A 26,192-nucleotide genomic window follows, 5' to 3' on the forward strand; every position below is an offset into this window, starting at 1 on the left:
TTGACGGCCTCAGCCGCCGAGACGTGACTTGATGAGGGCGCTGACCTGGGCCATGTCGGCCCGGCCCTGCGCTTGCCCCTTCACTGCCGCCATCACCTTGCCCATGTCGCGGACCGAGGTGGCGCCACTCGCAGCAATGGCCGCGGTGATGACGGTGTCGAGTTCTTCAGTACTGAGTGCGCTGGGCATGTAGCTCTGGATGATGGACAGTTCCGCGGCTTCCTTCCCGGCCAGGTCGCTGCGGCCAGCCGCCTCGTACTGGGTGATGGACTCGCGGCGCTGCTTGACCATCTTGTCCATCACAGCGATGACCTGCGTGTCATCGAGCTCGATGCGCTCGTCGACTTCGCGCTGCTTGACGGCGGCGAGGATCAGGCGGATGGCGGTCAAGCGATCCTTGTCCTTCGCGCGCATCGCGTCCTTCATGTCATCGGTGATGCGGGCTTTCAGTGACATGCTCGGGCCAGACTGGATCAGTACAGACGGGTACGACGGGCGACTTCGCGGGCAAGCTTCTTCTGGTGGCGCTTGACGGCGGCCGCCTGCTTGCGCTTGCGCTCCTGCGTCGGCTTTTCGTAGAACTCGCGGGCGCGAATCTCGGCGAGGACACCGGCCTTTTCACAGGCGCGCTTGAAGCGGCGCAGGGCGATGTCGAACGGTTCGTTTTCCTTCACTTTAACGATGGGCATTAAGTCTTCACCTCACAACTCAGGTTGGGGCCGGGAAGCGGCGAGCGCGCGAGTCTAAACCCTTGAACGAGGCAATGCAAAGTGCTTGCGGCGGATGCGGGACGGCCGGGACAATCCGCATCATGATCGTTCTCGGCATCGAATCTTCCTGTGATGAAACCGGCGTCGCCCTCTATGACGGCGAGCGCGGACTGCTGGCCCATGCCCTCTACAGCCAGGTGGCGCTGCATGCCGAATACGGTGGCGTGGTGCCGGAGCTGGCCTCGCGCGACCACGTGCGCAAGCTGCTGCCGCTGCTGCGCGAGGTGTTCGCGGACGCCGGCATCGAGCGCACGCAGGTCGGTGGCGTGGCCTACACCTGCGGCCCCGGGCTGGTCGGTGCGCTGATGGTTGGCGCGGCCTGCGGCCGCACGCTGGCCTGGGCCTGGGGCGTGCCGGCGGTCGGCGTGCACCATATGGAAGGCCATCTGCTGGCACCGATGCTGGAACCCGAACCGCCGGCGTTTCCCTTCCTCGCCCTGCTGGTTTCCGGCGGCCATACCCTGCTGGTCGCCGTCGCCGGTGTCGGTCGCTACCGCATTCTCGGTGAGTCGATCGACGATGCCGCCGGCGAAGCCTTCGACAAGACTGCGAAGCTGCTCGGTCTGCCGTACCCCGGTGGGCCGCGGCTGGCGGCGCTGGCCGAGCAGGGCGATCCGCAGCGCTTCAGTTTTCCGCGGCCGATGACCGACCGGCCGGGGCTCGATTTCAGCTTCAGCGGCCTGAAGACCCACGCGCTCAATACGCTCGCCGGCCTTGCCGGCAGCGAGCAGGACAGGGCCGACGTTGCCCGCGCCTTCGAAGATGCCGTGGTCAACACGCTGGCGATCAAGTGCCGGCGTGCGCTGCAGCAGAGTGGCCTGCAGCGGCTGGTGATCGCCGGCGGTGTCGGCGCCAACCGTCGCCTGCGCGCGCAGCTCGCCGAGTTGATGCGCGCGCGCGGCGGGCAGGTGTATTACCCGCGGCCGCAGTTCTGCACCGATAACGGCGCGATGATCGCTTACGCCGGTCATTGCCGCCTGAGCGCCGGCGAACATGCCGACCTGGCGATCGCCGCCACGCCGCGCTGGCCGCTCGATGCGCTGACGGCGCCGGCCGGCTGATCCGCGATCAGGGGCTTTTCTTGCGCTCGCCGATGCGGCTTTCGGTGCCGGCGCGGATTTTGGCGATATTGCCGCGGTGGCGCCAGACCAGCAGCGCGACCATCGGCAGCAGCGCGATGACGTAAACCGGTGGCAGACCGATCAGCCAGGCGTAGAGCGGGGCCAGTGCCGCGGCGGTCAGTGCCGCCAGCGAGGAAATCCGCAGCGTGAACGCCATCACCAGCCAGGTGGCGAGGGCGCACAGCGCCAGCTGCCAGGACAGGCCGATGATGACGCCGAGTGCGGTGGCCACGCCCTTGCCGCCCTGAAAACCGAAGAACAGCGGATACAGATGACCGATGAAGGCGCCGAAGGCCGTCAGCGCCAGCACATCGGCATCCATGCCGGCGGCGCGCGCCAGCAGCACCGGCAGCAAGCCCTTGAGCAGATCACCGAGCAGTGTGATGACGGCGGCCTTCTTGCCACCGATGCGCAGCACGTTGGTGGCGCCGGGATTGCCGGAGCCTTCGCTGCGCGGGTCGGGCAGGCCGAGCAGGCGGCAGGTGATGATGGCGGCCGACACCGAACCGCAGAGATAAGCGAGCGCAAAGCAGAGCAGGGCTGGAAACATGGTTCACCGGAGGCGGAGAACGATCGGAAGAGCATGGCCGAGGGCAGCGGCGCCCTGAGCCTGTCGTGAACGTCATCCTTTATAGTGTCGCAAAACCCACATGGGCCGCGGAATGGACATCATCTTCATTGAGGCGCTCAACATCGAAACCACCATCGGTGTCTACGCCTGGGAACGCCAGATTCGCCAGCACGTCATCCTCGATCTCGAACTCGGCGCTGATGCGCGCAAGGTCTACGAGACCGGCGAGCTGCGCTACGGCGTCGATTACATGGCGGTGTCGACGCGCCTGCGCGAATTCGTCGGCGGGCAGAGCTGCGAACTGGTCGAGACGCTCGCCGAGCGCATCGCCGAGCTGCTGCGCACGGAGTTCTCCATCGGCTGGCTGCGCCTGCGCGTCAGCAAGCCCGGCGCGGTACCCGGTGCGCGCGCCGTCGGCGTGCTGATCGAACGCGGCGTGCGCGGCTGAGCCTTACAGCTCGCCCCAGCGGCTGCGCCGCTGCACACGCAGGCGCGGCAGGATCAGGCCGACGACGACGCCGGCCAGAAGCACGCCGGAACCGAGCAGGAACCAGTCGCGGGCGCTGCGATCGGACAGCGACTGATTCTCCTGCTGCACGATCTGCAGCTCGCGCTCCAGCGTGACCACGCGCTCCTGCAGCTCCTTGTTCTGCTGATCGATGACGATGGCATTAGCTGCGGTCTTGCGGATCTGCGCCAGCTCCTGACCGAGGCGGTGGTTGTCGGCCGAGAGCTGCGAGAAGCTCGACTCGACGTCGCCTTTCTGCGTGGCCAGTGTGTCGAGGCGCTGCTTGAGGCTGGCGTTTTCCGAGCGGATGCGCTCGAACTCCGCCTGTGTGTTGGAGAGCACGTCGCGCGCCGCCGGCGCTTCCATCAGGTACTGGCTCGGCATCCAGCCCTGCGTCGTGCCGTCGACCGCCTTGACCAGCGAGAAGCCCTTGTCGTTATCGGTGTCGAGCACCTCGACGGCCATGCCGCTCGGCAGCATGCGCACGATCTTGTGACGCAGGCTGGCGCCGGAGCGCAGCGGAATCTCGATGCTGTCACTGACGTAGCGGATGGTCTTGGCTTCGGCGATCACGCCGGTAGCGAGGGCAAGGCAGAGGGCAGACAGCAATCGGCGCATGGGCATCAGGCTTCGCAGCAGCGGTCGGAGCCGGCGGATTCTAACAGCATCGCCGGTGCTGCCTGTTCACACGCCTGTCGTGCGTCCGCCGTCGACGGCGATGATCTGGCCGGTGATGTACGGAGCCTCGCAGACCAGAAAGCGCACGGTGCGGGCGATGTCCTCGGGGCTGCCGGGGCGGCGCAGCGGCACGCGTTCGAGGATCTGCTCGCGCTCGGCGTCGTCGATGGCATGCTCCGGCCACAGGATCGCTCCCGGCGCAATGCCGTTGACGCGCACCTCAGGCGCCAGCTCGCGGGCGAAGGAGCGCGTCAGCGAGGCCAGCCCGGCTTTGGCCGCGCAGTAAATGGCGTACTGATCCATCGGCCGCTGCGCGTGCAGGTCGATCAGGTTGACGATGCAGCCGTGGGTGGTACGCAGCGCCGGTGCCGCTGCCTGCATCAGGAAGAACGGGGCGCGCAGGTTCGAGCCGAGCAGGTCGTCCCATTGTGCGAGCGTGGCCGTGCCGAGCGGTGTCGGGTAGAAGCTCGATGCGTTGTTGACCAGCGCATCGATGCGGCCGAAGACGGCGAGCGACTGTTCGAGCAGCCGCGGCAGCTGTGCGGTGTCGAGCAGATCCGCCTGGACCAGTGCCACCGAGGCCGGTCGCACGGCTTCGAGTTCCTCCTGCAGCCGCCGGGCCTCGGCGCGTGACTGGCGGTAATGAATGATGAGCCGCATTCCGGCGGCATGGAGTTCACGGGCAATGCAGGCGCCGATGCGGCGTGCGCCGCCGGTGATCAGCGCGGTGGGTACGTCCTCGATGTTATGCTCCATCGTCCTCTCTCCACGGGACCTGCGGCGCACGATGCCGGGTTCCGCCCGCTTTGGAAAGTTCATGCGCCGTCCCGAATCCTCCCTGGCCGACCTGCCCGTGCCGCCTCAGGCCGCGCTCGAACTGAGCGCGCGTCTCGAACAATCGATCCGCGAGGCGATCGCCGCCGCCGGTGGCGCGCTCGGTTTCGAGCGCTACATGGCGCTGGCGCTGTATGCCCCGGGCCTCGGCTATTACAGCGCCGGCAGCACCAAATTCGGTGCCGCCGGTGACTTCGTCACCGCACCGGAACTCTCGCCGCTGTTCTCGCGCTGCCTGGCTCGCCAGTGCACGCAGGTGCTGGCAGCGCTCGGCGGCGGCGACATCCTCGAATTCGGTGCCGGCTCCGGCGTGATGGCGGCCGATATCCTCGCCGAGCTGGCGGCGCTCGACGCACTGCCGGCGCGTTACCTGATCCTCGAAGCCAGTGCCGAGCTGCGCGCACGCCAGCAGCAGACGCTCGCCGCGCGCGTGCCGGCGCTGCTCGGGCGTGTGCACTGGCTCGATGCCCTGCCCGAACGGCTGCGCGGCGTGGTGCTCGGCAATGAGGTGCTCGATGCGATGCCGGTACGCCGTTTCTGCATCGAGGCCGACGGCCCGCGCGAGCTCGTCGTCCGTGTCGATGAGGCGGGGCGGCTGGCGCTGGGGACGGTGGCCGCCGATGCCGGGCTTAGCGCGGCGATCGCTGGTATCGAGGCGCAGGTCGGTGCGCTGCCGCCCGATTACAGCAGCGAGTTCAACCCGTATCTCGATGGCTGGATCGCCGCGCTCGGTGAAACCCTCGAAGCCGGCGCCGTGCTGCTGATCGACTACGGCTACTCGCGCGCCGAGTACTACCACCCGCAGCGCAATCGCGGCACGCTGCTCTGCCACTACCGCCACCGCGCCCACGAGGACGCGCTGCGCTGGCCGGGCCTGCAGGACATCACCGCCAACGTCGATTTCACTGCCGTCGCCGATGCCGCGCTCGCCGCCGGCTTCGACATCGAAGGCTACTGCGGCCAGGCATATTTCTTGTTCGGCTGCGGCCTGGAGCAGATGCTCGCCGAGATCGATCCGACCGAGATCCTCGCGCACACCGAGCGCGTGCGTCAGATCAAGCTGCTGACCCTGCCGGGGGAGATGGGCGAGCGCTTCCGCGTCATCGGCCTTGGTCGCAACCTGGACGTGCGGCTGTGCGGCTTTGCGATGTTCGACGAGCGTGGCCGCCTGTGAGGCGGGCATGAAAAACCCCCGCCAGGCGGGGGTTCGGGGGCTGCCGCGGACTCAGGCGGTGACGTCGAGCTTGACGCCGACCCGTCGCTCCGGGTCCAGATTGGCGGTGTTGGTCGGCGGTGGCGTGAGTTCCTGCACCAGTGCGGCCGCCGATTGCTGCTCCGATTCCATCGCCTTTTTCAGCGCGCTGGTGCCGGCCTCGGTCGCCGGGCGTTGATTGCTGAGCAGCATGTCGATGTTGCTCTGACCGACATTGCCGACGTTCATGGCACCTGTCCTCCTGCCGATGACCTGTTCCAACCATACGCCAAGACAAGGAATTTTTCCTTAATCGGCGGCCGGTGACACCGTCTTTTCCAAAGCCGCGATGGCCTGGATGCGTGCACTGCGCAGTGCCGCAGCCAGTGCCTCGCCTTTCAGGCCGTGTTCGAGCAGCGGCTGCACGGCGACGGCGGCGGCGCACTCGCGTGCGGCGGCGAAAAGGCGGGCCTGCGGATAGGCGCTGTCTTCGAAGCCGAGGCGGCCGCGTGCATCGGCTTCGCAGGCGAGCAGCACCTGTGCAAAGCGCTGCGGCCGGCGCAGCGCATCGAGTCGCTCCAGCGTCGTCAGCAGCGTGTCGGCGCGCAGCTCGAAGGCGCGGTGCACGTGGGTGTGGTACTGCGCCACCAGCAGCGCGAGGTCGCGGAATTCGGCCGGCACACGCAGGCGCGCACACAGGCTGCGGATCAGCTCGACGCCGCGGGCTTCATGGCCGACGTGGCGCGGCCATTCCGCTGCCGGCGTGGTGCCCTTGCCGAGATCGTGCAGCAGCGCAGCGAAGCGCGTCGGCGCATCGCCACCCAGGCGCACCGCCTGCGCCAGCACCATCAGCGTGTGCACGCCGGTGTCGATTTCCGGGTGATGCTTTGACGGCTGCGGCACACCCCACAGGCGGTCGAGCTCCGGCAGCAGGCGCGCCAGCGCGCCACACGCGCGCAGCACCTCGATGAAGACACCGGGCTGCGCTTCGCCCAGCGCCCGCGCCCATTCCTGCCAGACCCGTTCCGGTGTCAGCGCGTCGACTTCGCCGGCGGCGACCATCGTGCGCATCAGCGTCATGGTGTCCTCGGCGACGCTGAAGCCGAGCCCGGCGTAGCGGGCGGCAAAGCGAGCCAGACGCAGGATGCGCACCGGATCTTCGGCGAAAGCCGCGGAAACATGGCGCAGCACGCGCGCTTCGAGATCTCGCTGACCGCCATAGGGGTCGATCAGCCGGCCGTCGGCGGCCTGGGCGATGGCATTGATGGTCAGGTCGCGGCGCAGCAGGTCTTCTTCCAGCGTCACCGCCGGATCGGCGTGCACCGCGAAGCCGTGGTAGCCGGGCGCGGTCTTGCGCTCGGTGCGCGCCAGCGCGTACTCCTCGCTGCTCTGCGGGTGCAGGAACACCGGGAAGTCCTTGCCGACCTGACGGTAGCCGGCGGCGAGCATGTCCGCCGGGGTGGCGCCGACCACCACCCAGTCGCGCTCGTGGACTTCGCGCCCGAGCAGGGCGTCGCGTACCGCGCCGCCGACCAGATAAATCTGCATGTGTGTCTCCCAGCCTGCCTCGTGCGCTCAGGTCGCGAACCACCAGTCCGCTCCCTCGACGCGGCCGAGCGCGGCGAGCTGCTGGCGGATCAGCGGCTTCTGCGAGCCCTGCGACACCGTGACCAGGATGATCGCATCGCGCTGCGTGGCGGCCCAGCCCGGTGCATGCACCGGCAGGCCGCGTTTGGGGTTGCGGTATTTGCGGGCGTCGAGATCGACGAAGCCGCGCAGCGCCGCCCCGTGTGCGCGCAGGCCGTCGCACAGCGCCGCCCCGGTTTTGGTGGCGCCCCAGAGGATGATCTCGCGCCCGTGCAGCGCCTGCGCCAGCATCCGTGCCTTCAGCGCGATCAGCGCCGGACGCGCGCAGCGCGGGTCGCGCCGGGTCAGCCGGCCTGGATGTTCGCGCCAGTCGAGCAGGATGCCGGCCGGTTTGGCCATCGCCAGGCCGGCGGCGTGGGCGCGCAGCAGCCAGTCGTAGTCCTCCGGCCAGGCGCCGGCGTGATACTCGCCGACGCGCTCCCAGGCGGCGCGGCGCAGCAGCCAGCCCGGGTGCGGCAGCGGGCTGTCGATGTAGATCTCGCGGGCGATGTCGGCCGGACGGGTCAGCGCGTTCAGCCAGTCGCGGTAGGCGCGGCCGCCGGCGCTCGGCTCGGCGCCGAGCAGCTCGACGCGGGTGCCGCAGATCATTACTCCGGGTTCGGCGGCGAGCAGCGCCAGCTGCGCGCCGAGGCGTTCGCGCCGGCACAGATCGTCGGCGTCCATGCGGGCCAGATAGGCGCCGCGCGCCTGTGCCATGCCGTGGTTGAGCGCGGCGACGATGCCGCGCGGCGGCTGCTGCAGCAGGCGCAGCCGCGCATCGGCAGGCAGGCGCTGCGTGGCGCCGTCTTGCGAGCCGTCGTCGACGACGATCAGCTCGAAGTCGGTGAAGTCCTGTGCCAGCACGCTGGCGACCGCCGCCAGCAGCCAGTCGCCGCCGTCGCGCACGGGCAGGATCACGGAAACGCTCGGTTGCTGCATGGCTGTCACGGCTCGCTGGCGGGGGCGGACAGGGTGCGCAAGGCGGCGCTTGCGCGCCACCCGGCGCGCTCGCATGCTGGCACGGGCACAGCGGTCGGCGGAGTGGCGATGGCAGGCGATCAGGACTGGAAGGGTAAATATTTCGATGCCCTCGGCGAACTGGAGCAGCTCGAAAAGGACTGGAAGGCGCGCGAGGAAGTCCTCGTGTTCGCCGTCAACCGCCTGAGCCTGCTCGGCCAGGGGCTCGATACCCGCCTCGATCCGCACCTGGAGTCGCTGCGCCTGGGGCTGCGCCGCAATCAGACCACCGAGCGGCTGCGCGCCGAACTCAGCTGCATCGCTGAGCTGCTCGATGAGCTGCGCCATCTCGGCAAATCCGGCCTCGACGACGAACTGGTCCACCTGCTGTCGATGATGCGCCTGCCGCCGGCGCGGCAGCCGGCGCTCGATACTCTGCTGGTGCGCCTGCGGCAGACACAGCCGCCGCGCGGCCAGCTGCTCGAAGCCATCGCCATGGAGCTCAACCAGGTGCTGCTGCCGGCGACGCGCGAACTGCCGGTGCCGCAACTGGCCGCGCCGCAGGCCGCCGTCACGCCGCCGCCGGGCGAGCCGGCGACGCACGGCGGCCGCACGCTGTCGACACTGCTCGAACGCCTGCGCCTGCCGTGGACACCCGAGCTCGAAGCCCTGCGCGAGACACTGCGCGTGCATCTGGAACAGGCGATGAGCGCCGAGGACTGGCAGGCGGCGCTTGCCACCTGCGCCGAACTGGTCAACCGCGCGCTCGGCACCATCGGCGGCGAGCGCGACGAGCTGCGCGGCTTTCTCGAACAGGTCACCGAGCGGCTGGCGGCGCTCGAACACTACGTCGACGGCAATCGCAGCACCCTCGCCGACGCCCGCGGCAGCGGCGATCAGCTGCAGGGGGCGATGGCCGCGGAAATGCGCGGCATGCGCGACAGCATCGGCAACGCGCGCGATCTGGAGTCGCTCAAGCGCAGCGTGCTCGGTCACGTCGAACGCATCGACGCCGCGCTGCAGGCGTTCAAGTCGGCCGAGGAGGCGCGCCTCGATGCCTTTGGTGTGCGCATCGAAGGGCTGGCGACGCAGCTCGGCGATCTCAGCCGCGAGGCCGGCACGCTGCGCCGCGAGCTGGCCGAGCGCGACCAGCGTCTGCGCAGCGATCCGCTGACCGAGCTCGGCAACCGCCGGGCCTGGGACGAGGCGCTGGAGCGGGAATTCGGCCGCTGGGTGGCCCACGGCAAGCCGCTGACCCTGGCGCTGTGGGACATCGACTGGTTCAAGCGGGTCAACGATCAGCTCGGCCATGCCATCGGCGATCAGGTGCTGGTCGGCGTCGCCCGGGCGCTGGCGGCCGGCGTGCGCGCCGGCGACTGCCTGGCGCGCTATGGCGGTGAGGAATTCGCGCTGCTGCTGCCGGGGCTCGGTGTCGAGGAGGCGCTGGCCATCGCCGAGCGGCTGCGTGCCGCTGTCGCCACGCACAGCATCGCGGTGTCCGGGGGCGAGGTCGGCGTGACGGTGTCCTGCGGTCTCAGTGAGTTTCGTCAGGGCGACGATCCGGCCGCGGTGTTCAAGCGCGCCGACGATGCGCTGTATGCGGCCAAGCACGGCGGGCGCAATCGCTGCTTCGCCCAGTGAGCCGCGCGGCGCTGGCGGCTCTCGCGCTGCTGCTCGCGGCCTGTGCGGAGCCGGCGTACTACCTGCAGGCGCTGCAGGGGCAGGCCGCGCTGCTCAATGCCCGCCGGCCCGTCGCCGAGGTGGAGGCCGATCCGGCCAGTTCGCCGGCGCTGCGCCGGCAGCTGGCGCGCATCGGCGCGGCGCGCGAATTCGCCGTGCATACGCTCGACCTGCCGGACAACGGCAGCTACCGGCGCTATGCCGCACTCGGTCGCCCGGCGGTGGTGTGGACGGTGACGGCGGCGCCGGAGTTTTCGCTCGAAGCGCAGCGCTGGTGTTTCGTCGTGGCCGGCTGCGTGCCGTACCGCGGTTATTTCGAGCCGGCCGCGGCGCGGGCCGAGGCGGTGCGCTGGCACCGTCAGGGTTTTGATGTCGCGGTCTCGCCGGTGCCGGCCTATTCCTCGCTCGGCTGGTTCGACGATCCGCTGCTCGACACCTTCGTCGGCTGGCCGCCGGGGCGTGTCGCCGAGCTGATCTTCCACGAGCTGGCGCATCAAAAGCTCTACGTCGCCGGCGACAGCGCCTTCAACGAAGCCTATGCCACCACCGTCGGCCGCCTCGGCGCCGAGCGCTGGCTGGCGGCCAGCGGCCAGGATCAGGCGCTGGCCGACTATCGCACCGAGCTCGAACGCCAGCGGCTGTGGCGCGAACTGCTCGGCGAACTGCGCGCGGCACTGCAGGAACTGTATGCGAGTGCGCTGCCGCCGGCCGAGATGCGCGCGCGCAAGGATGCGCTGCTGATGCGCAGCGCCGGTCTGCTGGCACTGCTCGGCGATCGCCGCGGCTTTGCGCTCGGCAACGCCCAGCTCGCTTTGCTTGCCACCTACGAAGACGCGGTGCCCGCTTTCGAGCGGTTGCTGCACGCGTGCGGTGATGATTTCGCCGCCTTCCACCGCGCCGCCGCCCGCATCGCCGCCTGGCCGGCGGCCCGGCGGGCGGCCTGGATGCGCGGTCATTGATCTGTGGCGGTTGCTGTGTGACAAATCGTGTGCAGCCTGCACTGGCGCGGTGCATAAGGGCTGGAGTCAAGCGGATGACAGCGTTAACCTGAATGTCCGCCAAATGTCGTGCCGCGTGGTAGCCATCATCATGACCACCGTAGCTTTTCCCGCTGCCTTGCTGGAGCGTTTGCGCCGTGCGCGCCGTGTTGCAGCCCTGACCGGCGCCGGTGTTTCCGCGGAAAGCGGCGTGCCGACCTTTCGTGACGTGCACAGTGGTCTGTGGGCGCGTTATCGGCCCGAGGATCTGGCCTCGCCCGAGGCCTTCGCCCGTGATCCGGCGCTGGTCTGGAACTGGTATGCCTGGCGGCGGCAAAACGTTGCCGCCGCGGCGCCGAATCCGGCCCATTTCGCGCTGGCCGCACTCGCCACGCTGATTCCCGAGTTCACGCTGATCACCCAGAACGTCGACGGCCTGCACCGGCGTGCCGGCAGCCAGGCGCTGATCGAGCTGCACGGCAGCATCCAGCGCACGGTGTGCAGTGGGCGTCAGCGCCACGAGGTCGAGCAATGGACCGAAGACGGCAGCGAGCCGCCACGCTGCCCGGTATGCAGCGCGCTGCTGCGCCCCGACGTGGTCTGGTTCGGCGAGAGCCTGCCGCACGACACCATCGACGCGGCTTTCCGCGCGGCGGAGGAGTGCGAGGTGTTTCTGTGCATCGGCACCTCGACGCTGGTGTATCCGGCGGCGGAGCTGCCGTTTTTCGCGCACCGCCACGGCGCCTGCGTTGTCGAGGTCAATCCGCACAACACGCCGCTGTCCTCGGTCGCCGACTTCCGCCTCAGCGGCCCGGCCGGCGAGGTGCTGCCGACGCTGCAGCGCTCGCTCGAAGCCGGCGTGCCCTGCTAGCGCTGCGATGCTGCGCCAGGAGCCGCCATACCGCCTGTTTCTGCAATGGCTGCTGCTGGCGGGGCTGCTGGCTTTTGCGCTGACCCTGGCCTGGCAGCAGGGGCTGGTGGCGACGTACGTCTTCGGCGATCCGACCTGGATTTCGCAGAGCATTCTGCTGCTGTTCCTGCTCGCCTGCGCTCACGGCGGTCTGCGCGCCTGGTGGCTGGCGCGTGAGCTCGAATGCCTCGCCGCGATCGAGCGTCAGGCGCGCGCCGACAGCGCCGCGCGTTTCTGGCCGACCGCCGACGGCCTGCTGCTCGGCGCCGAACTGCATGCGCCTTCGCTGGCCGGTGATTACTTCAGCGCGGTGCTCGGCAAGCACGCCGGGCGGGCGGCGCCGGAAGGTCTCGAACACGCGCTGCTCACCGACGTGCTCGCCGATCGCGCCAGCGGCAGCCACGAGACCGGCTGGTTCCTCACCGGCCTGCTGCTCAAGCTCGGGCTGCTCGGCACCGTCATCGGCTTCATCCTGATGCTCGGCTCAGTGGCACAGGTCGAATCACTGGATCTGGCGACGATGCAGCGCATGCTGCTGGCGATGGGCGGCGGCATGAAGGTCGCGCTGTACACGACGCTGGTCGGCCTGATCGCCTCGATGCTGCTCGGCGCGCAATACCTGCTGCTCGACCGTGCCGCCGATCGCCTGGTCGGCGGCATCGTGCACTTCGCCGAGGTTGAACTCGGCCGCCGGCGCTGAGGGCATGGCGCTGCGCCGCGCCCGCCGGGCGCACGACATCGACCCGTTCACCGACCTGCTGTTCAATGCGCTGCTCGGCTTCACCTTCATGTTCATGATCGCGTTCATGGCGATGAACCCGAAGGCCAAGAGCGGCGTGATCGAGGCCAAGGCGGAATTCATCATCACGATGAACTGGCCGGACGGCAGCCCCGACGACATCGACCTGTGGGTGCAGGCGCCGGATGGCGAGACGGTGTGGTTCAAGCACCCGGACGCCGGCCTGATGCACCTCGACCGCGACGACCGCGGCCAGGCCAACGATCAGCTGCTGGTCGACGGTCGCGAGCTGATCAATCCGCTCAACGAGGAAGTGGTGACGATCCGCGGCATCATTCCTGGCGAGTACGTCGTCAACGTCCACTATTACGCCTCGCAGACGCAGCAGCCGGTGCCGGTGGAAGTCCGCGTGGTCAAGGTCAACCCGCAGCTGAGCGTCGTCTACTACGGTCATGTCGAACTGCAGCGGCTGAATCAGGAGGCGACCGCCGTGCGCTTCAGCGTGACCGCCGGTGGTCAGGTCGTCCGCGTCAACACCCTGCCGAAGCCGCTGGCACTGAGCCGCTCGGTGATCGACTAGCCCGCAACCCGCAGGAATCAAGCCCCGATGACCGCCGCCTGGATCGGCCTGAGCGCCGCCTACGCCCTGCTCGCGCTGCTGCTGGCGAGCCTGTGGCTGCACGCCCGTCTGCCGCTGTGGGTGAAGTTCACCGCCGTGGCGCTGGTGACGGCGTTCTACTTCGTCACCTGGCGCACGCTGCCGGGCTTCATGGGCTGGCCGAGCAGCGAGCCGCTGCCGGCGCGCTTTCAGCTGCTGGCGAGCGAAATCCAGGAACCCGAACCGCAGCGCGGCTTTGCCGGCGTGATCCACGTCTGGGTCGTCGACCTGGCCGGCGACCGTCCGGCCGCCGCGCCGCGCGCCTACCGGCTCGACTACGACAAGCCGCTGCATGCGCTGTTTGCCGATGCGATGAAGCGCATCCGTCAGGGCGTTCCGCAGCTCGGTTCGCGCACCGACGACGTGCGCGTCGGCGTGCCGCTCGACCGTTCACGCTTCGCCGACGGCCGCGATCGCCTGCAGCTGGGTGACCTGCCGCAGGCGCGGCTGCCGGAGAAGTGACGATGAAGCGCGCCGGTCTGCTGCTGCTGCTCACCGCCTGCTCGCCGCACGCCGAGCCGGACGATCCGTTCCCGCTCACTGCCGGGCTGGCCTGGCGCTATCAGGTCGCCACCGCCACCCGCGAAGGCTACCGCAGCGAAACCCTGCGCATCGAAAGCCGCGGCCGGCAGGTTCTGGACGGCCGCGAGGTCTGGGTGCGCCACACCTCGGACGGCAGCGAGTACTACCTGGAGGCCGACGCACAGGGCATCCGCCGGCTGGCGCAGCGCAACGTGCTGCAGGCGCAGCCCGAGTTCGACCAGCCGGAAATTGCCGTGCTGCCGCGGCCGTGGACCGTCGGCACGCGCTGGGTGGTGCCGACGCGGCCCTATCTGCTCAAGCGCCTGCAGCCCTTCGTCGAGGATCTCGGCCAGGAGATGCCGGTGCGCCTGCAGTTCGCCATCGAGGCCGACGACGACAGCGTCGAAGTGCCGGCCGGCCGTTTCCAGCACTGCCTGCGCGCGCACGGCGAGGGCAGCGTCTACCTGCTCGCCGATCCCAAGATCGGGCCGGTCGATGTGCCGATTCTGCAGACCGAGTGGTATTGCCGCGGTGTCGGTCTGGTGAAGCTCGAACGGCGCGAGGAGCTCGATTCGGAGATGGTCACCGGCGGCTGGCAGCGCCTGGAGCTGCAGGCGCTGGAGTAGGGGCGTTCAGTTCGGCAGTTCGACGCCGCGCCGGCGGCAGGCGGCGGTCAGCGTGTTGTGCAGCAGGCAGGCGATGGTCATCGGCCCGACGCCGCCCGGCACTGGCGTGATGTGCGCGGCCAGCGGCGCAACGACGTCGAAGTCGACGTCACCGACCAGCTTGGTGCGGCCGGCGTCGAGAGCGATGCGGTTGATGCCGACATCGATCACCGTCGCGCCGGGCTTGATCCAGTCGGCGCCGATCATCCGCGGGCGGCCGACGGCGGCGACCAGAATGTCGGCCTGGCGACACAGCGCGGCGGCATCGCGGCTGCGTGAATGCACGATGGTGACCGTGCAGTCCTCGCGCAGCAGCAGCTGCGCCATCGGCTTGCCGACGATGTTGGAGCGGCCGACCACCACCGCGTGCAGGCCGCTGAGCGAGCCGAGGCGGTCCTTGAGCAGCATCAGCGCGCCGAGCGGCGTGCACGGCACCAGGCCGGTGCCGCCGGTGGCCAGGCGTCCGGCGTTGAGCGGGTGGAAACCGTCGACGTCCTTGGCTGGGTCGATCGCTTCGAGCACGCGGTCGGCGTCGATGTGGTCCGGCAGCGGCAGCTGCACCAGGATGCCGTCGACCTCGGCGTCGGCATTGAGCGCGGCGACCAGTTCGAGCAGCGCCTCCTGCGTGGTGCTGGCGGGCAGTTTGTGCTCGATCGAGCGCATGCCGACTTCGACGGTCTGCGCCGCCTTGTTGCGCACGTAGACCTGGCTGGCCGGGTCCTCGCCGACCAGCACGACGGCGAGGGCCGGGGTGATGTTTTCGTCGTGTCGCAGCGCGGCGATACGGCGGGCGAGGTGCGTGCGCAGCGTGGCTGCGAATGCCTTGCCATCGATGATGCTGGCCATGAAATTCCTCAACGGGGAAACAACGCTCGAAAGCGACGCGAAATGATACGCCCGCGACGTGGCCGGGGCGACCGCACGCTTGTGGGCACCGTGGCCGCTGGTTATCGTGGCCAGTTTCCGCAGCCGCACGCCGTATCAGCCACCGCCATGCCGCACGCCCCGCATTTCGTTCTGACGCTGTCCTGCCCCGATACCACCGGCATCGTTGCCACCGTCTCCGGGTTTCTCGCCGAGTATGCGTGCAACATTCTGCAGAGCGACCAGTACGGCGACGAGTACACCGGCCGCTACTTCATGCGTGTGAGCTTCTGCGGCAGTCCGCAGCTGCCGGATGCGCCGGCGCTGCGGGCGGCGTTCGCGCCGATCGGCGAGCGCTTCGCGATGGACTGGCACATCTTCGACACCGCGGTGAAGCCGCGGCTGGTGATCATGGTGTCGAAGTTCGGCCACTGTCTGAACGATCTGCTCTACCGCTACCGCGTCGGCGCGCTCAACGTCGAGATCCCGGCGGTGATCTCCAACCACCGCGATTTCTACCAGCTGGCGGCGAGCTACAACGTGCCGTTCCACTACCTGCCGATGATCGGCGGCGATAAGGCGGTGCAGGAATCACGCGTGCTGGAGATCATCGAGCACGAGCAGGCCGATCTGGTGGTGCTCGCGCGCTACATGCAGATCCTCTCCGATGACCTCTGCCGCCGCCTCGCCGGGCGGGCGATCAACATCCATCACTCCTTCCTGCCGAGTTTCAAGGGTGCCAAGCCCTATCACCAGGCCTACGAACGCGGCGTCAAGCGCATCGGCGCGACGGCGCACTACGTCACCGCCGATCTCGACGAGGGGCCGATCATCGAGCAGGAAGTCGCCCCGGTGAACCACGCGATGGGGCCGGAGGATCTGGTGGCCGTCGGCCGCGACCTGGAAAACGTCGTGCTGGCCCGTGCGGTCAAGGCTCACGTCGAGCACCGCGTGCTGCTCAACGGCCGGCGTACGGTGGTGTTTCCCTGAGGCGGGCGTCCGGCGCGGTCCGGCGGACGCTGCCGGCTAGCTCGACGACACCGGTCGACAAAAAAAACCGGACGGGACCACTCCGTTGGCCCGTCCGGTTCCGCTTTGGCTGCGAACCGTGATTATGGGTAAGCGTAGCTGCTGAAAGCCTGCTTTAACCTTGCTGTGCCTCAAGCCAGCGCTCGGCATCGAGCGCCGCCATGCAGCCGGTGCCGGCAGAGGTGATGGCCTGGCGATAGACGTGGTCGGCGACGTCGCCGGCGGCGAACACGCCGGGGACGCTGGTCATCGTGGCATTGCCACTGGTGCCGGACTGCACCGTCAGGTAGCCGCTCTTCATCTCCAGCTGGCCTGCGAAGATCGCCGTGTTCGGCTTGTGGCCGATGGCGATGAACACGCCGTCGACGCCAATGTCGCGCGTGCTGCCATCGAGCGTGCTCTTCAGGCGGGCGCCGGTGACACCGCTGGCGTCGCCGAGCACCTCGTCGAGCGTGGCGTTGGTCGCCAGCACGATCTTGCCGGCAGCGACCTTCTCGTTGAGATGGTCGATGAGGATCGCCTCGGCGCGGAACTTGTCACGGCGGTGGATCAGCGTGACCTGCGAGGCGATGTTGGCCAGATACAGCGCCTCCTCGACCGCGGTGTTGCCGCCGCCGACCACGGCGACCGGCTTGTTGCGGTAGAAGAAGCCGTCGCAGGTGGCGCAGGCCGACACGCCCTTGCCCATGAAGGTTTCTTCCGAGGGCAGGCCGAGATACTGGGCGCTGGCGCCGGTGGCGATGATCAGCGCGTCGCAGGTGTAGGTGCCGGAGTCGCCGACCAGCGTGAACGGCCGCTGGCCGAGCTGCACGGTGTGGATGTGGTCGAAGATGATCTCGGTGTTGAAGCGCTCGGCGTGCTTGCGCATGCGCTCCATCAGGTCCGGCCCCATCAGCCCCTCGACGTCGCCGGGCCAGTTGTCGACCTCGGTGGTGGTGGTCAGCTGTCCGCCCATCTGCAGGCCGGTGATCAGCACCGGCTTGAGGTTGGCGCGCGCGGCATAGACGGCGGCGGTGTAGCCGGCCGGGCCGGAGCCGAGGATCAGCAGGCGGGCGTGTCTGGTTTCGCTCATGGGGGATCTCCGGGCTGGGCGAAAGATGGATTCGATGCCGACTCCCAAAACGGGAGGTTTGGGGCTCGGCACCGCGGCGGGGCAGGCTGTGCCCCGCGCGGGTGTGCCGTGCGACTTACAGCGCGGTGCTGTTCTCGGCGAGGTAGGCGGCCACGCCCTCGGTGGTGGGCTTCATGCCCTTGTCGCCCTTGTTCCAGCCGGCCGGGCAGACTTCACCGTGCTCCTCGGTGAACTGCAGGGCTTCGACCAGACGCACCATCTCGTCGACGTTGCGGCCGAGCGGCAGGTTGTTGACGATCTGCGACTGCACGACGCCGTCCTTGTCGATCAGGAACGAAGCGCGCAGCGCCACGCCGGCGGCCGGGTGCTCGATGCCGAAGGCCTGGCTGATCTCGTGCTTGACGTCGGCGACCAGCGTGAAGCCGACGCGGCCGATGCCGCCCTTTTCGACCGGCGTCTCGCGCCAGGCGAAGTGCGTGAACTGCGAGTCGATCGACACGCCGACGACTTCGACGCCGAGTTCCTTGAACTTCGCCACGCGGTGGTCGTGCGCGATGATCTCGGACGGGCAGACGAAGGTGAAGTCGAGCGGATAGAAGAACAGCACGACGTACTTGCCGCGCAGGCTCGACAGCGTGAAGTTCTCCACGATGGAACCGTCGGCGAGAACAGCGGCAGCGGTAAAGTCCGGTGCCTGCCTGGTAACCAGAACGCTCATTGACCTTGCTCCTTGGGGAAGTATGCGACAGCGGAAACCATCACGGGCACGCACTCTAGGCAGAGTGTGAGCGATCGATGAAATAGAAGTTTTCTATCTGGCCTGATAGTCATTGCCTAACTAACGGGCTGTTTATTTTGTGACGCATCATTCTTACCTGTAAGCGCTCTGTATACTCGCGCCGCCTGCCGCCCCTCGCACGAGTTCCCGATCATGGAAATCCTCTTCGACCCGCAAGCCTGGATCAGCCTGCTGACGCTGACCGCGCTCGAAATCGTCCTCGGCATCGATAACCTCGTCTTCATTTCGATTCTGTCGGCGAAGCTGCCGGCAGCGCAGCAGTCGCTGGCACGCAAGGCCGGCCTCGGTCTGGCCGTCATCACCCGTCTCGGTCTGCTGTTCTCACTGGCCTGGCTGGCCGGCGTGACCGCACCGCTGTTCCATGTCGGCGACAACCCGGTCTCGCTGCGCGATCTGATCCTGCTCGGCGGCGGCCTGTTTCTGCTGGCCAAGGGTACGACCGAGATCCATGCCACCGTCGAAGGCGTCGAGGAGGAGATACGCGAGTCCAGGTCGGTCGGATTCACGATGACGATCGTGCAGATCGCGGTGCTCGACATCGTCTTCTCGCTGGATTCGGTGATCACCGCCGTCGGCATGGCCAATCACCTGCCGGTGATGGCCGCCGCCGTCGTCATCGCTGTCATCATCATGCTGGTCGCCGCCGATCCGCTGGCGCGCTTCATCGAGCAGCACGTCTCGGTGAAGATCCTCGCCCTGTCCTTCCTGATCCTGGTCGGCGTCGCGCTGATCGCCGACGGCATGGGCTTCCACATTCCCAAGGGCTACCTGTACTTCGCCATCGCCTTCTCGGTCGGCGTCGAAGCCCTGAACATTCTGGCGAAGAACAAGCGCCAGGCAGCCCGGGAGCCGCTGCCGGCCAAGGCTGACTGATCGCGATCGACCGTTGTGCGGCAGACACGCTCTGCCGCCATAACGACCAACGCCCGCTGGCGCGCAAGGTGCCAGCGGGCGTTGGTGTTTTCGGAGTGCTTTGAAGCGGTTCGGCTTCAGGCGCCGACGGGGCGGTTCTCCGGGTGGAAGCCCAGACGCAGCGACAATTTTTCGCCGGCCTGACGGATCAGCGAGACCCAGACTTCGCGGCGGCGTTCGATCGGGGCGGAGACCGAGATGCCGGCGACGATGTGGTTGGTGGAGTCGCGGATCGGTACGCCGATGCAGCCGACGCCGAGCTCGGCTTCCTGATCGTCGAGCGCGTAGCCCTGCTGCAGCGCGTTCTTCACCGAGCGCCACAGCGCGGTCGGGTCGGTGATCGAGTGCGGCGTGCACACCGGCAGGCCGGTGCGGGCGGCGTACTCCAGGCAGGCTTCGGCGCCGCCTTCAGCGAGGAACAGCTTGCCGACCGCGGTGACGTGCAGCGGGGCGCGGGCGCCGATGACCTGCTCGACACGCATCATGCGGTTCGGTGTGACGCGCTCGACGTACACCACCTCGTCGCCTTCGCGCACGATCAGATTGACCGTCTCTCCGGTTTCGTTGCGCAGCCATTCCATGATCGGCCGTGCCTCGCGGCGGATGTCGAGTCGGCCCTGCACGCGCGAGCCGAGCTGCAGCAGCTTGACGCCGAGCCGGTAATGACCGGCCGAGCTGCGCTCGACGAAGCCGTGTTCGGCAAGTGAGGCGAGGATGCGGAAGGCGGTGGACGGATGCAGGCCGGTTTCCGCCGAGAGGATTTTCAGACTGACCGGGCTGTTGTTCGCAGCGATGGCGTCCAGCAGTCGGGCAAGGCGATCGATGACCTGAATGGATGAGGTCGCTTGATTAACCATGGTCGTCCGGGCGGCTCCTGCACGTGGCTGGTTTGGAAACTAAATTCTGTATGGCGAAACCGCATCATATTGCGCTGCAACAATAATTTCCATCGTCAAAGCTTGAGGATTTCTTGAATGCCACATTATGAAAAAATGGTCGAAGCCTTCAGCTTTGGTAAGACCTTTTTCATCTGGCTGGCGCGCTCGTGATTTTTACAGTAGAAGAATTGTCCATGAACCTATGTCGTGGCTGAAACAGCAGCGTTTTCATTGGTTTTTTCCACACAAGGCGAACACCGCGATAGTTGAATCGAGGTCAGACCAATGATGGATGAGGCGACACAGGCCCTGCATGCCCGCATCACCCAGGGGATGCCCGAGCGGCTGATTCTTGCCGAAATGGAGGATTTGCGTCCCTATGAGTGCGATGGCCTTGCCGTGTACCGGCAATTGCCTCGCCTGGTGGTATTACCGGAGACCATCGAACAGGTGCAGCACGTGTTGCGCAGCTGCTGCGCGCTCGGTGTGCCGGTGGTCGCGCGCGGGGCCGGGACCGGGTTGTCCGGCGGCGCATTGCCGCATGCCGACGGCGTCGTCTTGAGTCTCGCCAAGTTCAATCGCGTGCTGGCGATCGATCCGCTGGCGCGCACGGCGCGGGTGCAGCCCGGCGTGCGCAATCTGGCGATCTCGCAGGCTGCCGCCGCTTACGGTCTGTACTACGCGCCCGATCCGTCCTCGCAGATCGCCTGCACCATTGGCGGCAACGTTGCTGAAAACGCCGGCGGCGTGCACTGCCTGAAGTACGGACTGACGGTGCACAACATCCGCGCGCTCGAAGTGGTGACGATCGACGGTGAGCGCCTGCGCCTCGGCGGCGAGGCGCTCGATGCCGCCGGCTACGATCTGCTGGCGCTGCTGACCGGCTCCGAGGGGCTGCTCGGCGTGGTCGTCGAGGTCACCGTCAAGCTGCTGCCGAAGCCGCAGCTCGCGCAGGTGGTGATGGCGAGCTTCGATCACGTCGACGTCGCCGGCGCCGCGGTCGCCCGCATCATCGCCGCCGGCATCACCCCCGGCGGTCTGGAGATGATGGACAACGGCTGCATTCGCGCCGCCGAGGATTACCTGCATGCCGGCTATCCGGTCGAGGCGGCGGCGATCCTGCTGTGCGAGCTCGACGGCACCGCCGAGGAAGTCGCCGAGGACCTCGCCCGGGTCGAGACGCTGTTGCGCGAGGCCGGGGCGACGGCGCTGCAGGTCTCGCGCAGCGAGGAGGAGCGCCTGCGCTTCTGGGCCGGGCGCAAGGCGGCGTTTCCGGCGGTCGGGCGTATCTCGCCGGATTACTACTGCATGGACGGCACCATTCCGCGCCGCGAGCTGCCGCGCGTGCTCAACGGCATCGCCGCGCTCGGTGAAAAATACCGGCTGCGCGTGGTCAACGTGTTTCATGCCGGCGACGGCAACCTGCATCCGCTGATCCTGTTCGACGGCAATGCCGCCGGCGAGCTGGAGCGCGCCGAGCACCTCGGCGCCGAAATCCTCGAACTCTGCGTCGCCGTCGGCGGGGCGATCACCGGCGAGCACGGCGTCGGCTTCGAGAAGATCAACCAGATGTGCGTGCAGTTCGCCGCACTCGAACTCGAACAGTTCCACGCCCTCAAGCACGCCTTCGATCCGCAGGGCCTGCTCAATCCCGGCAAGGCGATCCCGACGCTGGCGCGCTGTGCCGAATACGGCGCGATGCGCGTCAGCCGCGGTGAGCTGCCGTTCCCCGAACTGGAGCGTTTCTGATGGAGCCGACGCATGAAAGCCCTGATCGCGACTGCAGCGGCGAACTGCGCGAGCGCGTGCTGGCCGCCGCGCGTGCACGCACGCCGCTGGCGATCCGCGGTGGCGGCAGCAAGGCGTTCTACGGCCGCGAGGCGGTCGGTGAGCCGCTGGAGATGGCCGTGCATCGCGGCATCGTGGCCTTCGAGCCGACCGAGCTGTACCTGACGGCACGCGCCGGCACGCCGCTCGCCGAGATCGAAGCCGCGCTGGCCGCCGCCGGCCAGATGCTCGGCTGCGAGTCGCCGGCCTTCGGCCCGGCGGCGACGCTCGGCGGCACCGTGGCCTGCGGTTTCTCCGGGCCGCGACGGCCGTATGTCGGCGCGCTGCGTGACTTCGTGCTCGGCATGCGCCTGCTCAACGGCGCCGGCGAGCTGCTGCACTTCGGCGGCCAGGTGATGAAGAACGTCGCCGGCTACGACGTCTCGCGGCTGCAGACCGGCGCGCTCGGCACGCTCGGCGTGCTGCTGGAGATCTCGCTGAAGACGCTGCCGCGGCCGGCGGCCGAGCGCACGCTGGTGCAGGATGTACCACTGGCGGCGCTGGCGATCGAGCAGATGAACCGCTGGGCCGGTCAGCCGCTGCCGCTGTCGGCGAGCGCCTGGGACGGCGGCCGCCTGTACCTGCGCCTGTCGGGGGCGACGGCGGCGGTGGCTGCGGCCTGCGACAAACTCGGCGGCGAGTGTCTCGATGCGGCGTCGGCCGCGGCCTACTGGATGTCCCTGCGCGAGCAGACGCATGCCTTTTTCGCCGGCGCGGCACCGCTGTGGCGCCTGTCGGTCGCACCGAGCACGCCGCCGCTCGACCTGCCCGGGCCGATGCTGATCGAGTGGGGCGGCGGGCAGCGCTGGTGGCGCGGCGGCGGTGAGGCCGCCAGGCTGCATGCGCTGGCCGCGGCGGCTGGCGGCCATGCCACGCTGTTCCGTGGCGGTGACCGCCGCGAGGTGTTTCAGCCGCTGGCGCCGGCGCTAGCGGCGCTGCACGCTCGCATCAAGGCGAGCTTCGATCCCCACGCCCTGTTCAACCCCGGCCGGCTCTACGCCGGGCTGTGAGCGAGACTTCCAGCCATGCAGACGAATCTCGCCGATTTCATTCGCGGCAGTGCGCGCGGCGATGAGGCCGAAGCGATCCTGCGCAAGTGCGTGCACTGCGGTTTCTGTACCGCGACCTGCCCGACCTACCAGCTGCTCGGTGACGAGCTCGACGGGCCGCGCGGGCGCATCTACCTGATCAAGCAGGTGCTCGAAGGCCAGACGGCGAGCGCGCGCACGCTCAGTCATCTCGATCGCTGCCTGACCTGTCGCTCCTGCGAAACCACCTGTCCGTCCGGCGTCGATTACCACCGCCTGCTCGACATCGGCCGCGAGGTGGTCGAGACGCAGGTCGGTCGTCCACTGCGCGAGCGGGCGCTGCGCTGGGCCCTGCGCCAGGTGCTGCCGTTCCGCTCGCGTTTCACACCGCTGCTACGCATCGGTCAGGCGCTGCGGGGCGTGCTGCCGGCGGCGCTGAGCGCCAAGCTGCCGGTTCGGCGTCCGGCCGGTGACTGGCCGGCCGGGCCGCATCGCCGGCGCATGCTGGTGCTCGACGGCTGCACGCAGCCGGGCATCGACCCGGACATCAACGCCGCCAGCGCGCGGGTGCTCGACCGCCTCGGCATCCGCCTTGAGGTGGCGGCTCGGGACGGTTGCTGCGGGGCGGTGAGTTTCCACCTCGACGCCCAGCCCGAGGGGCTGGATTTCGCCCGCCGTCTGATCGACGCCTGGTGGCCGCAGATCGAGGCCGGCGTCGAGGCAATCATCGTCACCGCCTCCGGCTGTGGCGCCTTCGTGCGCGAGTACGGTCACCTGCTGCGCGACGATCCGCTCTACGCACAGAAAGCCGCGCGCGTCTCGGCATTGGCGAAAGACCTGGTCGAGGTGCTGGCCGCCGAGGATCTGTCGGCGCTGGCGGTGCGCCCGGCGGGGCGGCTGGCATTTCACTGCCCGTGCACGCTGCAGCACGCGCTGCGGCTCGGCGGTCAGGTCGAGGCACTGCTGACGCGGCTCGGCTTCGAGCTGACGGTGGTGGCCGATGCACACCTGTGCTGCGGTTCGGCCGGCACCTATTCGGTGACACAGCCGCAGCTGTCGCTGCAGTTGCGCACCAACAAGCTGGCGGCGCTCGAAGCCGGCGCGCCCGATGAGATCGCCACCGCCAACATCGGTTGCCTCGCACACCTGCAGGGCGGGACACAGCGCCGGGTGCGTCACTGGATCGAGGTGGTGGACTCGGCGCTGGTCTGAGCCACTATTGCGGCGGGCACGTCGCCCGCTGCTATCGGAGGACGCCGAGCGTGATCGGACACACACCGCAGGGTTCCAGTGCATCGAGCCGACCAGCCCCGAGGCGCCGGCAGGTATGGCGGGCGGGGCTGCTCGCCGCCGGCTGCTGGCTGCTGGCGGCCAGCGCCCAGGCGGAAGCCGACGGGCCGGATTACTTCCGCGTGCGTGGTGTCGCGGCGGGCCAGATGCTTGCCGTGCACACCGAACCCGACGCTAGTGCGCCGGTCAGCGCACAGCTGGCCGCCACGGCCGACGGTCTGCGCAATCTCGGCTGCAGCGGCGGTCCGGCGTTCGCCGATGCCGAGCAGCGTGCCGTGCAGGCGCAGCGCTGGTGCCGCGTCGAAACGCCGGATGCCAGCGGCTGGGTGCTGGCGCAATTTCTCGCAGAGGGCTCGGCGCCGGCCGCACCGCCGGCACCCAAAGCGTCGGTGGAGAGCGGCAATGCGCTGTTCGGCAGCTGGCGGCTGGTGGCCTTCGATGACCACGTCGCCACCGCCGAGAGCACTTTGACGCTCTCCGCCGACGGTAACGCCAGCGGGCTTGCCGGCTGCAACCGCTTCCACGGTTCCGCCCAGCTCAACGACAACGGCACGCTGACCCTGTCGCCGCTGGCGGTGACGCGGATGGCCTGTGCCGACGATGAGCTCGGCAAGCAGGAAGCCGCCTTCCTCGACAGCATGCAGCGCGTGACCAGCTACGCCGCCAGCACCTACGGCCTGATTCTCTTCGACGGCGAACATCACGCCGCGCTGGTGTTCGCGCCGGCGCGCTGAGGGCGCGCTCAACGCAATCCGCGTGTGGCTTTCGCCATCAACGATGCCGGGGCGCCTGTGGTCTGGTGCCTCGTCAGAGCGCGTCGCGGGCGATCTGTCGTCTGTCGGCGTGCCCGTCGTCGCTCCCGACGAGGCTGGTCGGCGTGCATGCCTCATGTGCCCTGCCACACCAGGTCCCGGGCCCGGCCAGTCGTATTTTAAAAACGGAATGTGTTTCCAAATAGCTCATGTGCAGGTGCGGTGAGCTGCTGCTCTGAAAGCTTGCTTGAGGTAAAGGCTTTGTGTTTTAGTGCACCGCACTTTATTTGGAAATTGTTTCCAAAATTGTGGAGAAGCTGCCGTGAGCCACACCATCATCGAACCCGCCCGCCCGCGTCTGCACCGTTCCCAGCTCGCCGTGCCGGGCTCGAACTACACCTTCATCGAGAAGGCGGCGGCGTCGACGGCCGATGTGATTTTTCTCGACTGCGAAGATGCGGTCGCTCCGGACGAAAAAGAAAAAGCGCGCGCGAACATCGTCCAGGCGCTCAATGACATCGACTGGGGCACGAAGACGATGCAGGTGCGCATCAACGGCCTCGATACGCATTACATGTATCGTGACGTCGTCGACATCGTCGAAAACTGCCCGCGCCTCGACATGCTGCTGATTCCGAAGGTCGGTACCGCGGCCGACGTCTACGCCGTCGACATGCTGGTCAACCAGATCGAGATGGCGAAGAAGCGCGAGAAGAAGCTCGGCTTCGACATCCTCATCGAGACCGCGCTCGGCATGGCCAACGTCGAGGCGATCGCGCAGGCCAGCAAGCGCATCGAGGCGATGAGCTTCGGCGTCGCCGACTACGCCGCCTCGACCCGCGCGCGCACCACGGTGATCGGTGGCGCCAACCCGGAATACGGCATCCTCACCGGCGGCGCCGGCGATGCCGAGCGCCAGTTCCACTGGGGCGACATGTGGCATTACGCGCTGTCGCGGATGATCGTCGCCTGCCGCGCCTACGGCCTGCGCCCGATCGACGGTCCGTTCGGTGATTTCTCCGACCCGGATGCCTATGTCGCTGCCGCCAAGCGTGCCGCGATCCTCGGCTGCGAGGGCAAGTGGGCGATCCATCCCTCGCAGGTCGAGCTGGCCAATCAGGTGTTCTCGCCGTCGGAGGCGGAGGTCACCAAGGCGCGGCGCATCCTCGAAGCGATGGAGCAGGCCAAGCGCGAAGGCAAGGGCGCGGTGTCGCTCGATGGCCGGCTGATCGACATCGCCTCGATCAAGATGGCCGAGAACCTGCTGTCGAAGGCGGCGCAGATCGCCTCGCACTGATGCCGCTGCTGCGATCGTCGCGGCCGTAAACACGCT

General features: G+C 68.3%; 29 protein-coding genes. 17 read left to right on the forward strand and 12 right to left on the reverse strand.

Annotated elements, in window-relative coordinates; translation table 11 throughout:
- Positions 1-9: 9 nt before the first annotated feature.
- Positions 10-456: a GatB/YqeY domain-containing protein gene (locus tag C7443_RS08905; protein WP_110018245.1), complete on the reverse strand. Its 447-nt coding sequence runs from the start codon at positions 454-456 to the stop codon at positions 10-12.
- Positions 457-473: 17 nt separating this feature from the next.
- Entirely contained in the window at positions 474-689 is a 216-nt protein-coding gene (gene rpsU / locus C7443_RS08910) for a 30S ribosomal protein S21 (RefSeq protein WP_110018246.1), read from the reverse strand.
- A 122-nt stretch (positions 690-811) separates the two neighbouring features.
- Between rpsU and tsaD the strand changes: the two genes are divergently transcribed.
- Positions 812-1,831, forward strand: coding sequence for a tRNA (adenosine(37)-N6)-threonylcarbamoyltransferase complex transferase subunit TsaD (gene tsaD, locus C7443_RS08915; RefSeq protein WP_110018247.1), 1,020 nt, complete (start codon positions 812-814; stop codon positions 1,829-1,831).
- Positions 1,832-1,838: 7 nt separating this feature from the next.
- Here tsaD and plsY read toward each other — a convergent pair whose 3' ends face one another.
- Positions 1,839-2,441 (reverse strand): glycerol-3-phosphate 1-O-acyltransferase PlsY, encoded by a 603-nt coding sequence (plsY, locus tag C7443_RS08920; RefSeq protein WP_110018248.1) that lies wholly within the window; start codon positions 2,439-2,441, stop codon positions 1,839-1,841.
- Positions 2,442-2,553: 112 nt separating this feature from the next.
- Here plsY and folB point away from each other — a divergent pair, with 112 nt between their 5' ends.
- Positions 2,554-2,910, forward strand: coding sequence for a dihydroneopterin aldolase (gene folB / locus C7443_RS08925; RefSeq protein ID WP_110018360.1), 357 nt, complete (start codon positions 2,554-2,556; stop codon positions 2,908-2,910).
- Between the two features lie 3 nt (positions 2,911-2,913).
- Here folB and C7443_RS08930 read toward each other — a convergent pair whose 3' ends face one another.
- Complete coding sequence (locus C7443_RS08930; RefSeq protein ID WP_170123553.1) at positions 2,914-3,588, reverse strand: TIGR04211 family SH3 domain-containing protein; 675 nt, start codon at positions 3,586-3,588, stop codon at positions 2,914-2,916.
- Between the two features lie 66 nt (positions 3,589-3,654).
- Positions 3,655-4,404, reverse strand: coding sequence for a pteridine reductase (locus C7443_RS08935; RefSeq protein WP_211346186.1), 750 nt, complete (start codon positions 4,402-4,404; stop codon positions 3,655-3,657).
- A gap of 61 nt (positions 4,405-4,465) precedes the next feature.
- Here C7443_RS08935 and C7443_RS08940 point away from each other — a divergent pair, with 61 nt between their 5' ends.
- The gene (locus tag C7443_RS08940) at positions 4,466-5,656 is read left to right on the forward strand and encodes a class I SAM-dependent methyltransferase (RefSeq protein ID WP_110018250.1); all 1,191 of its coding nucleotides are present in this window, start codon (positions 4,466-4,468) and stop codon (positions 5,654-5,656) included.
- Positions 5,657-5,707: 51 nt separating this feature from the next.
- On the opposite strand, the gene C7443_RS08945 is transcribed toward C7443_RS08940, so the two are convergent.
- Genes C7443_RS08945 through C7443_RS20110 form a run of 3 tightly spaced genes read right to left on the reverse strand, consistent with a single transcriptional unit; the run spans position 5,708 to position 8,218 of the window.
- Positions 5,708-5,923 carry a YjfB family protein gene (locus tag C7443_RS08945; protein WP_110018251.1) on the reverse strand — a complete coding sequence of 72 codons (216 nt, stop codon included), beginning with the start codon at positions 5,921-5,923 and terminating at the stop codon, positions 5,708-5,710.
- A gap of 60 nt (positions 5,924-5,983) precedes the next feature.
- Positions 5,984-7,222 (reverse strand): multifunctional CCA addition/repair protein, encoded by a 1,239-nt coding sequence (locus C7443_RS08950; RefSeq protein WP_110018252.1) that lies wholly within the window; start codon positions 7,220-7,222, stop codon positions 5,984-5,986.
- Positions 7,223-7,249: 27 nt separating this feature from the next.
- A complete protein-coding gene (locus C7443_RS20110; RefSeq protein WP_170123554.1) occupies positions 7,250-8,218 on the reverse strand; it encodes a glycosyltransferase family 2 protein in 969 nt (322 codons plus the stop codon).
- Between the two features lie 129 nt (positions 8,219-8,347).
- Here C7443_RS20110 and C7443_RS08955 point away from each other — a divergent pair, with 129 nt between their 5' ends.
- The 7 genes from C7443_RS08955 (at position 8,348) to C7443_RS08985 (ending at position 14,369) form a co-directional block, all read left to right on the forward strand.
- Positions 8,348-9,898, forward strand: a complete 1,551-nt coding sequence (locus C7443_RS08955; protein WP_170123555.1) for a GGDEF domain-containing protein — start codon at positions 8,348-8,350, stop codon at positions 9,896-9,898.
- Positions 9,895-10,896: an aminopeptidase gene (locus tag C7443_RS08960; protein WP_170123556.1), complete on the forward strand. Its 1,002-nt coding sequence runs from the start codon at positions 9,895-9,897 to the stop codon at positions 10,894-10,896. Before C7443_RS08955 ends, C7443_RS08960 begins: the two co-directional genes overlap by 4 nt.
- A 130-nt stretch (positions 10,897-11,026) precedes the next feature.
- Positions 11,027-11,785 (forward strand): SIR2 family NAD-dependent protein deacylase, encoded by a 759-nt coding sequence (locus C7443_RS08965; protein WP_110018362.1) that lies wholly within the window; start codon positions 11,027-11,029, stop codon positions 11,783-11,785.
- A gap of 7 nt (positions 11,786-11,792) precedes the next feature.
- Entirely contained in the window at positions 11,793-12,524 is a 732-nt protein-coding gene (locus tag C7443_RS08970) for a MotA/TolQ/ExbB proton channel family protein (protein ID WP_110018255.1), read from the forward strand.
- Between the two features lie 4 nt (positions 12,525-12,528).
- Complete coding sequence (locus C7443_RS08975; protein ID WP_110018256.1) at positions 12,529-13,143, forward strand: hypothetical protein; 615 nt, start codon at positions 12,529-12,531, stop codon at positions 13,141-13,143.
- 27 nt (positions 13,144-13,170) lie between these two features.
- Complete coding sequence (locus C7443_RS08980; RefSeq protein WP_110018257.1) at positions 13,171-13,683, forward strand: hypothetical protein; 513 nt, start codon at positions 13,171-13,173, stop codon at positions 13,681-13,683.
- A 2-nt stretch (positions 13,684-13,685) separates the two neighbouring features.
- Positions 13,686-14,369 (forward strand): hypothetical protein, encoded by a 684-nt coding sequence (locus tag C7443_RS08985; protein ID WP_110018258.1) that lies wholly within the window; start codon positions 13,686-13,688, stop codon positions 14,367-14,369.
- A 6-nt stretch (positions 14,370-14,375) separates the two neighbouring features.
- Here the strand turns inward: C7443_RS08985 and folD are convergent, their stop codons facing one another.
- Positions 14,376-15,254, reverse strand: coding sequence for a bifunctional methylenetetrahydrofolate dehydrogenase/methenyltetrahydrofolate cyclohydrolase FolD (gene folD, locus C7443_RS08990; RefSeq protein WP_110018259.1), 879 nt, complete (start codon positions 15,252-15,254; stop codon positions 14,376-14,378).
- A gap of 147 nt (positions 15,255-15,401) precedes the next feature.
- On the opposite strand from folD, the gene purU reads away from it, so the two are divergent.
- Complete coding sequence (purU, locus tag C7443_RS08995; protein ID WP_110018363.1) at positions 15,402-16,262, forward strand: formyltetrahydrofolate deformylase; 861 nt, start codon at positions 15,402-15,404, stop codon at positions 16,260-16,262.
- 154 nt (positions 16,263-16,416) lie between these two features.
- Here purU and trxB read toward each other — a convergent pair whose 3' ends face one another.
- Both trxB and C7443_RS09005 read right to left on the reverse strand, forming a co-directional pair.
- Positions 16,417-17,373, reverse strand: a complete 957-nt coding sequence (gene trxB / locus C7443_RS09000) for a thioredoxin-disulfide reductase (RefSeq protein ID WP_110018260.1) — start codon at positions 17,371-17,373, stop codon at positions 16,417-16,419.
- A gap of 115 nt (positions 17,374-17,488) precedes the next feature.
- Complete coding sequence (locus tag C7443_RS09005; protein WP_110018261.1) at positions 17,489-18,091, reverse strand: peroxiredoxin; 603 nt, start codon at positions 18,089-18,091, stop codon at positions 17,489-17,491.
- Positions 18,092-18,304: 213 nt separating this feature from the next.
- Between C7443_RS09005 and C7443_RS09010 the strand changes: the two genes are divergently transcribed.
- Positions 18,305-19,045 carry a TerC family protein gene (locus tag C7443_RS09010; protein WP_110018262.1) on the forward strand — a complete coding sequence of 247 codons (741 nt, stop codon included), beginning with the start codon at positions 18,305-18,307 and terminating at the stop codon, positions 19,043-19,045.
- A gap of 116 nt (positions 19,046-19,161) precedes the next feature.
- Here C7443_RS09010 and C7443_RS09015 read toward each other — a convergent pair whose 3' ends face one another.
- Positions 19,162-19,941: an IclR family transcriptional regulator gene (locus C7443_RS09015; protein ID WP_110018263.1), complete on the reverse strand. Its 780-nt coding sequence runs from the start codon at positions 19,939-19,941 to the stop codon at positions 19,162-19,164.
- A 309-nt stretch (positions 19,942-20,250) separates the two neighbouring features.
- Between C7443_RS09015 and C7443_RS09020 the strand changes: the two genes are divergently transcribed.
- From C7443_RS09020 to C7443_RS09040, 5 genes are all read left to right on the forward strand, one after another.
- Entirely contained in the window at positions 20,251-21,711 is a 1,461-nt protein-coding gene (locus tag C7443_RS09020) for an FAD-linked oxidase C-terminal domain-containing protein (protein WP_246004603.1), read from the forward strand.
- On the forward strand, positions 21,711-22,799 hold the full coding sequence (glcE, locus tag C7443_RS09025) for a glycolate oxidase subunit GlcE (protein WP_110018265.1): 1,089 nt from the start codon (positions 21,711-21,713) through the stop codon (positions 22,797-22,799). Before C7443_RS09020 ends, glcE begins: the two co-directional genes overlap by 1 nt.
- A 15-nt stretch (positions 22,800-22,814) precedes the next feature.
- Positions 22,815-24,029, forward strand: coding sequence for a glycolate oxidase subunit GlcF (gene glcF, locus C7443_RS09030; RefSeq protein WP_110018266.1), 1,215 nt, complete (start codon positions 22,815-22,817; stop codon positions 24,027-24,029).
- 50 nt (positions 24,030-24,079) lie between these two features.
- Positions 24,080-24,841, forward strand: a complete 762-nt coding sequence (locus C7443_RS09035; protein ID WP_110018267.1) for an META domain-containing protein — start codon at positions 24,080-24,082, stop codon at positions 24,839-24,841.
- A 340-nt stretch (positions 24,842-25,181) separates the two neighbouring features.
- Positions 25,182-26,156: an HpcH/HpaI aldolase/citrate lyase family protein gene (locus C7443_RS09040; protein WP_110018268.1), complete on the forward strand. Its 975-nt coding sequence runs from the start codon at positions 25,182-25,184 to the stop codon at positions 26,154-26,156.
- The last annotated feature ends 36 nt before the right edge of the window (positions 26,157-26,192 follow it).

The sequence above is a fragment of the Plasticicumulans acidivorans genome (assembly GCF_003182095.1).
Classification (GTDB): Bacteria; Pseudomonadota; Gammaproteobacteria; order Competibacterales; family Competibacteraceae; genus Plasticicumulans; species Plasticicumulans acidivorans.

What these genes read in the sequence shown, in the direction of transcription:
- C7443_RS08975 (WP_110018256.1), top strand. Translation starts at nt 12,529, where the DNA reads ATGGCGCTGCGCCGCGCCCGCCGGGCGCACGACATCGACCCGTTCACC.
- folB (WP_110018360.1), top strand. Translation starts at nt 2,554, where the DNA reads ATGGACATCATCTTCATTGAGGCGCTCAACATCGAAACCACCATCGGT.
- trxB (WP_110018260.1), bottom strand. Translation starts at nt 17,373, where the DNA reads ATGAGCGAAACCAGACACGCCCGCCTGCTGATCCTCGGCTCCGGCCCG.
- purU (WP_110018363.1), top strand. Translation starts at nt 15,402, where the DNA reads ATGCCGCACGCCCCGCATTTCGTTCTGACGCTGTCCTGCCCCGATACC.
- glcE (WP_110018265.1), top strand. Translation starts at nt 21,711, where the DNA reads ATGGAGCCGACGCATGAAAGCCCTGATCGCGACTGCAGCGGCGAACTG.
- C7443_RS08940 (WP_110018250.1), top strand. Translation starts at nt 4,466, where the DNA reads ATGCGCCGTCCCGAATCCTCCCTGGCCGACCTGCCCGTGCCGCCTCAG.
- C7443_RS08930 (WP_170123553.1), bottom strand. Translation starts at nt 3,588, where the DNA reads ATGCGCCGATTGCTGTCTGCCCTCTGCCTTGCCCTCGCTACCGGCGTG.
- C7443_RS09005 (WP_110018261.1), bottom strand. Translation starts at nt 18,091, where the DNA reads ATGAGCGTTCTGGTTACCAGGCAGGCACCGGACTTTACCGCTGCCGCT.
- tsaD (WP_110018247.1), top strand. Translation starts at nt 812, where the DNA reads ATGATCGTTCTCGGCATCGAATCTTCCTGTGATGAAACCGGCGTCGCC.
- C7443_RS09020 (WP_246004603.1), top strand. Translation starts at nt 20,251, where the DNA reads ATGGATGAGGCGACACAGGCCCTGCATGCCCGCATCACCCAGGGGATG.
- C7443_RS08945 (WP_110018251.1), bottom strand. Translation starts at nt 5,923, where the DNA reads ATGAACGTCGGCAATGTCGGTCAGAGCAACATCGACATGCTGCTCAGC.
- C7443_RS08985 (WP_110018258.1), top strand. Translation starts at nt 13,686, where the DNA reads ATGAAGCGCGCCGGTCTGCTGCTGCTGCTCACCGCCTGCTCGCCGCAC.
- C7443_RS08965 (WP_110018362.1), top strand. Translation starts at nt 11,027, where the DNA reads ATGACCACCGTAGCTTTTCCCGCTGCCTTGCTGGAGCGTTTGCGCCGT.
- C7443_RS08970 (WP_110018255.1), top strand. Translation starts at nt 11,793, where the DNA reads ATGCTGCGCCAGGAGCCGCCATACCGCCTGTTTCTGCAATGGCTGCTG.
- C7443_RS08980 (WP_110018257.1), top strand. Translation starts at nt 13,171, where the DNA reads ATGACCGCCGCCTGGATCGGCCTGAGCGCCGCCTACGCCCTGCTCGCG.
- C7443_RS08950 (WP_110018252.1), bottom strand. Translation starts at nt 7,222, where the DNA reads ATGCAGATTTATCTGGTCGGCGGCGCGGTACGCGACGCCCTGCTCGGG.
- C7443_RS08955 (WP_170123555.1), top strand. Translation starts at nt 8,348, where the DNA reads ATGGCAGGCGATCAGGACTGGAAGGGTAAATATTTCGATGCCCTCGGC.
- folD (WP_110018259.1), bottom strand. Translation starts at nt 15,254, where the DNA reads ATGGCCAGCATCATCGATGGCAAGGCATTCGCAGCCACGCTGCGCACG.
- glcF (WP_110018266.1), top strand. Translation starts at nt 22,815, where the DNA reads ATGCAGACGAATCTCGCCGATTTCATTCGCGGCAGTGCGCGCGGCGAT.
- C7443_RS09015 (WP_110018263.1), bottom strand. Translation starts at nt 19,941, where the DNA reads ATGGTTAATCAAGCGACCTCATCCATTCAGGTCATCGATCGCCTTGCC.
- C7443_RS08935 (WP_211346186.1), bottom strand. Translation starts at nt 4,404, where the DNA reads ATGGAGCATAACATCGAGGACGTACCCACCGCGCTGATCACCGGCGGC.
- rpsU (WP_110018246.1), bottom strand. Translation starts at nt 689, where the DNA reads ATGCCCATCGTTAAAGTGAAGGAAAACGAACCGTTCGACATCGCCCTG.
- plsY (WP_110018248.1), bottom strand. Translation starts at nt 2,441, where the DNA reads ATGTTTCCAGCCCTGCTCTGCTTTGCGCTCGCTTATCTCTGCGGTTCG.
- C7443_RS09010 (WP_110018262.1), top strand. Translation starts at nt 18,305, where the DNA reads ATGGAAATCCTCTTCGACCCGCAAGCCTGGATCAGCCTGCTGACGCTG.
- C7443_RS08905 (WP_110018245.1), bottom strand. Translation starts at nt 456, where the DNA reads ATGTCACTGAAAGCCCGCATCACCGATGACATGAAGGACGCGATGCGC.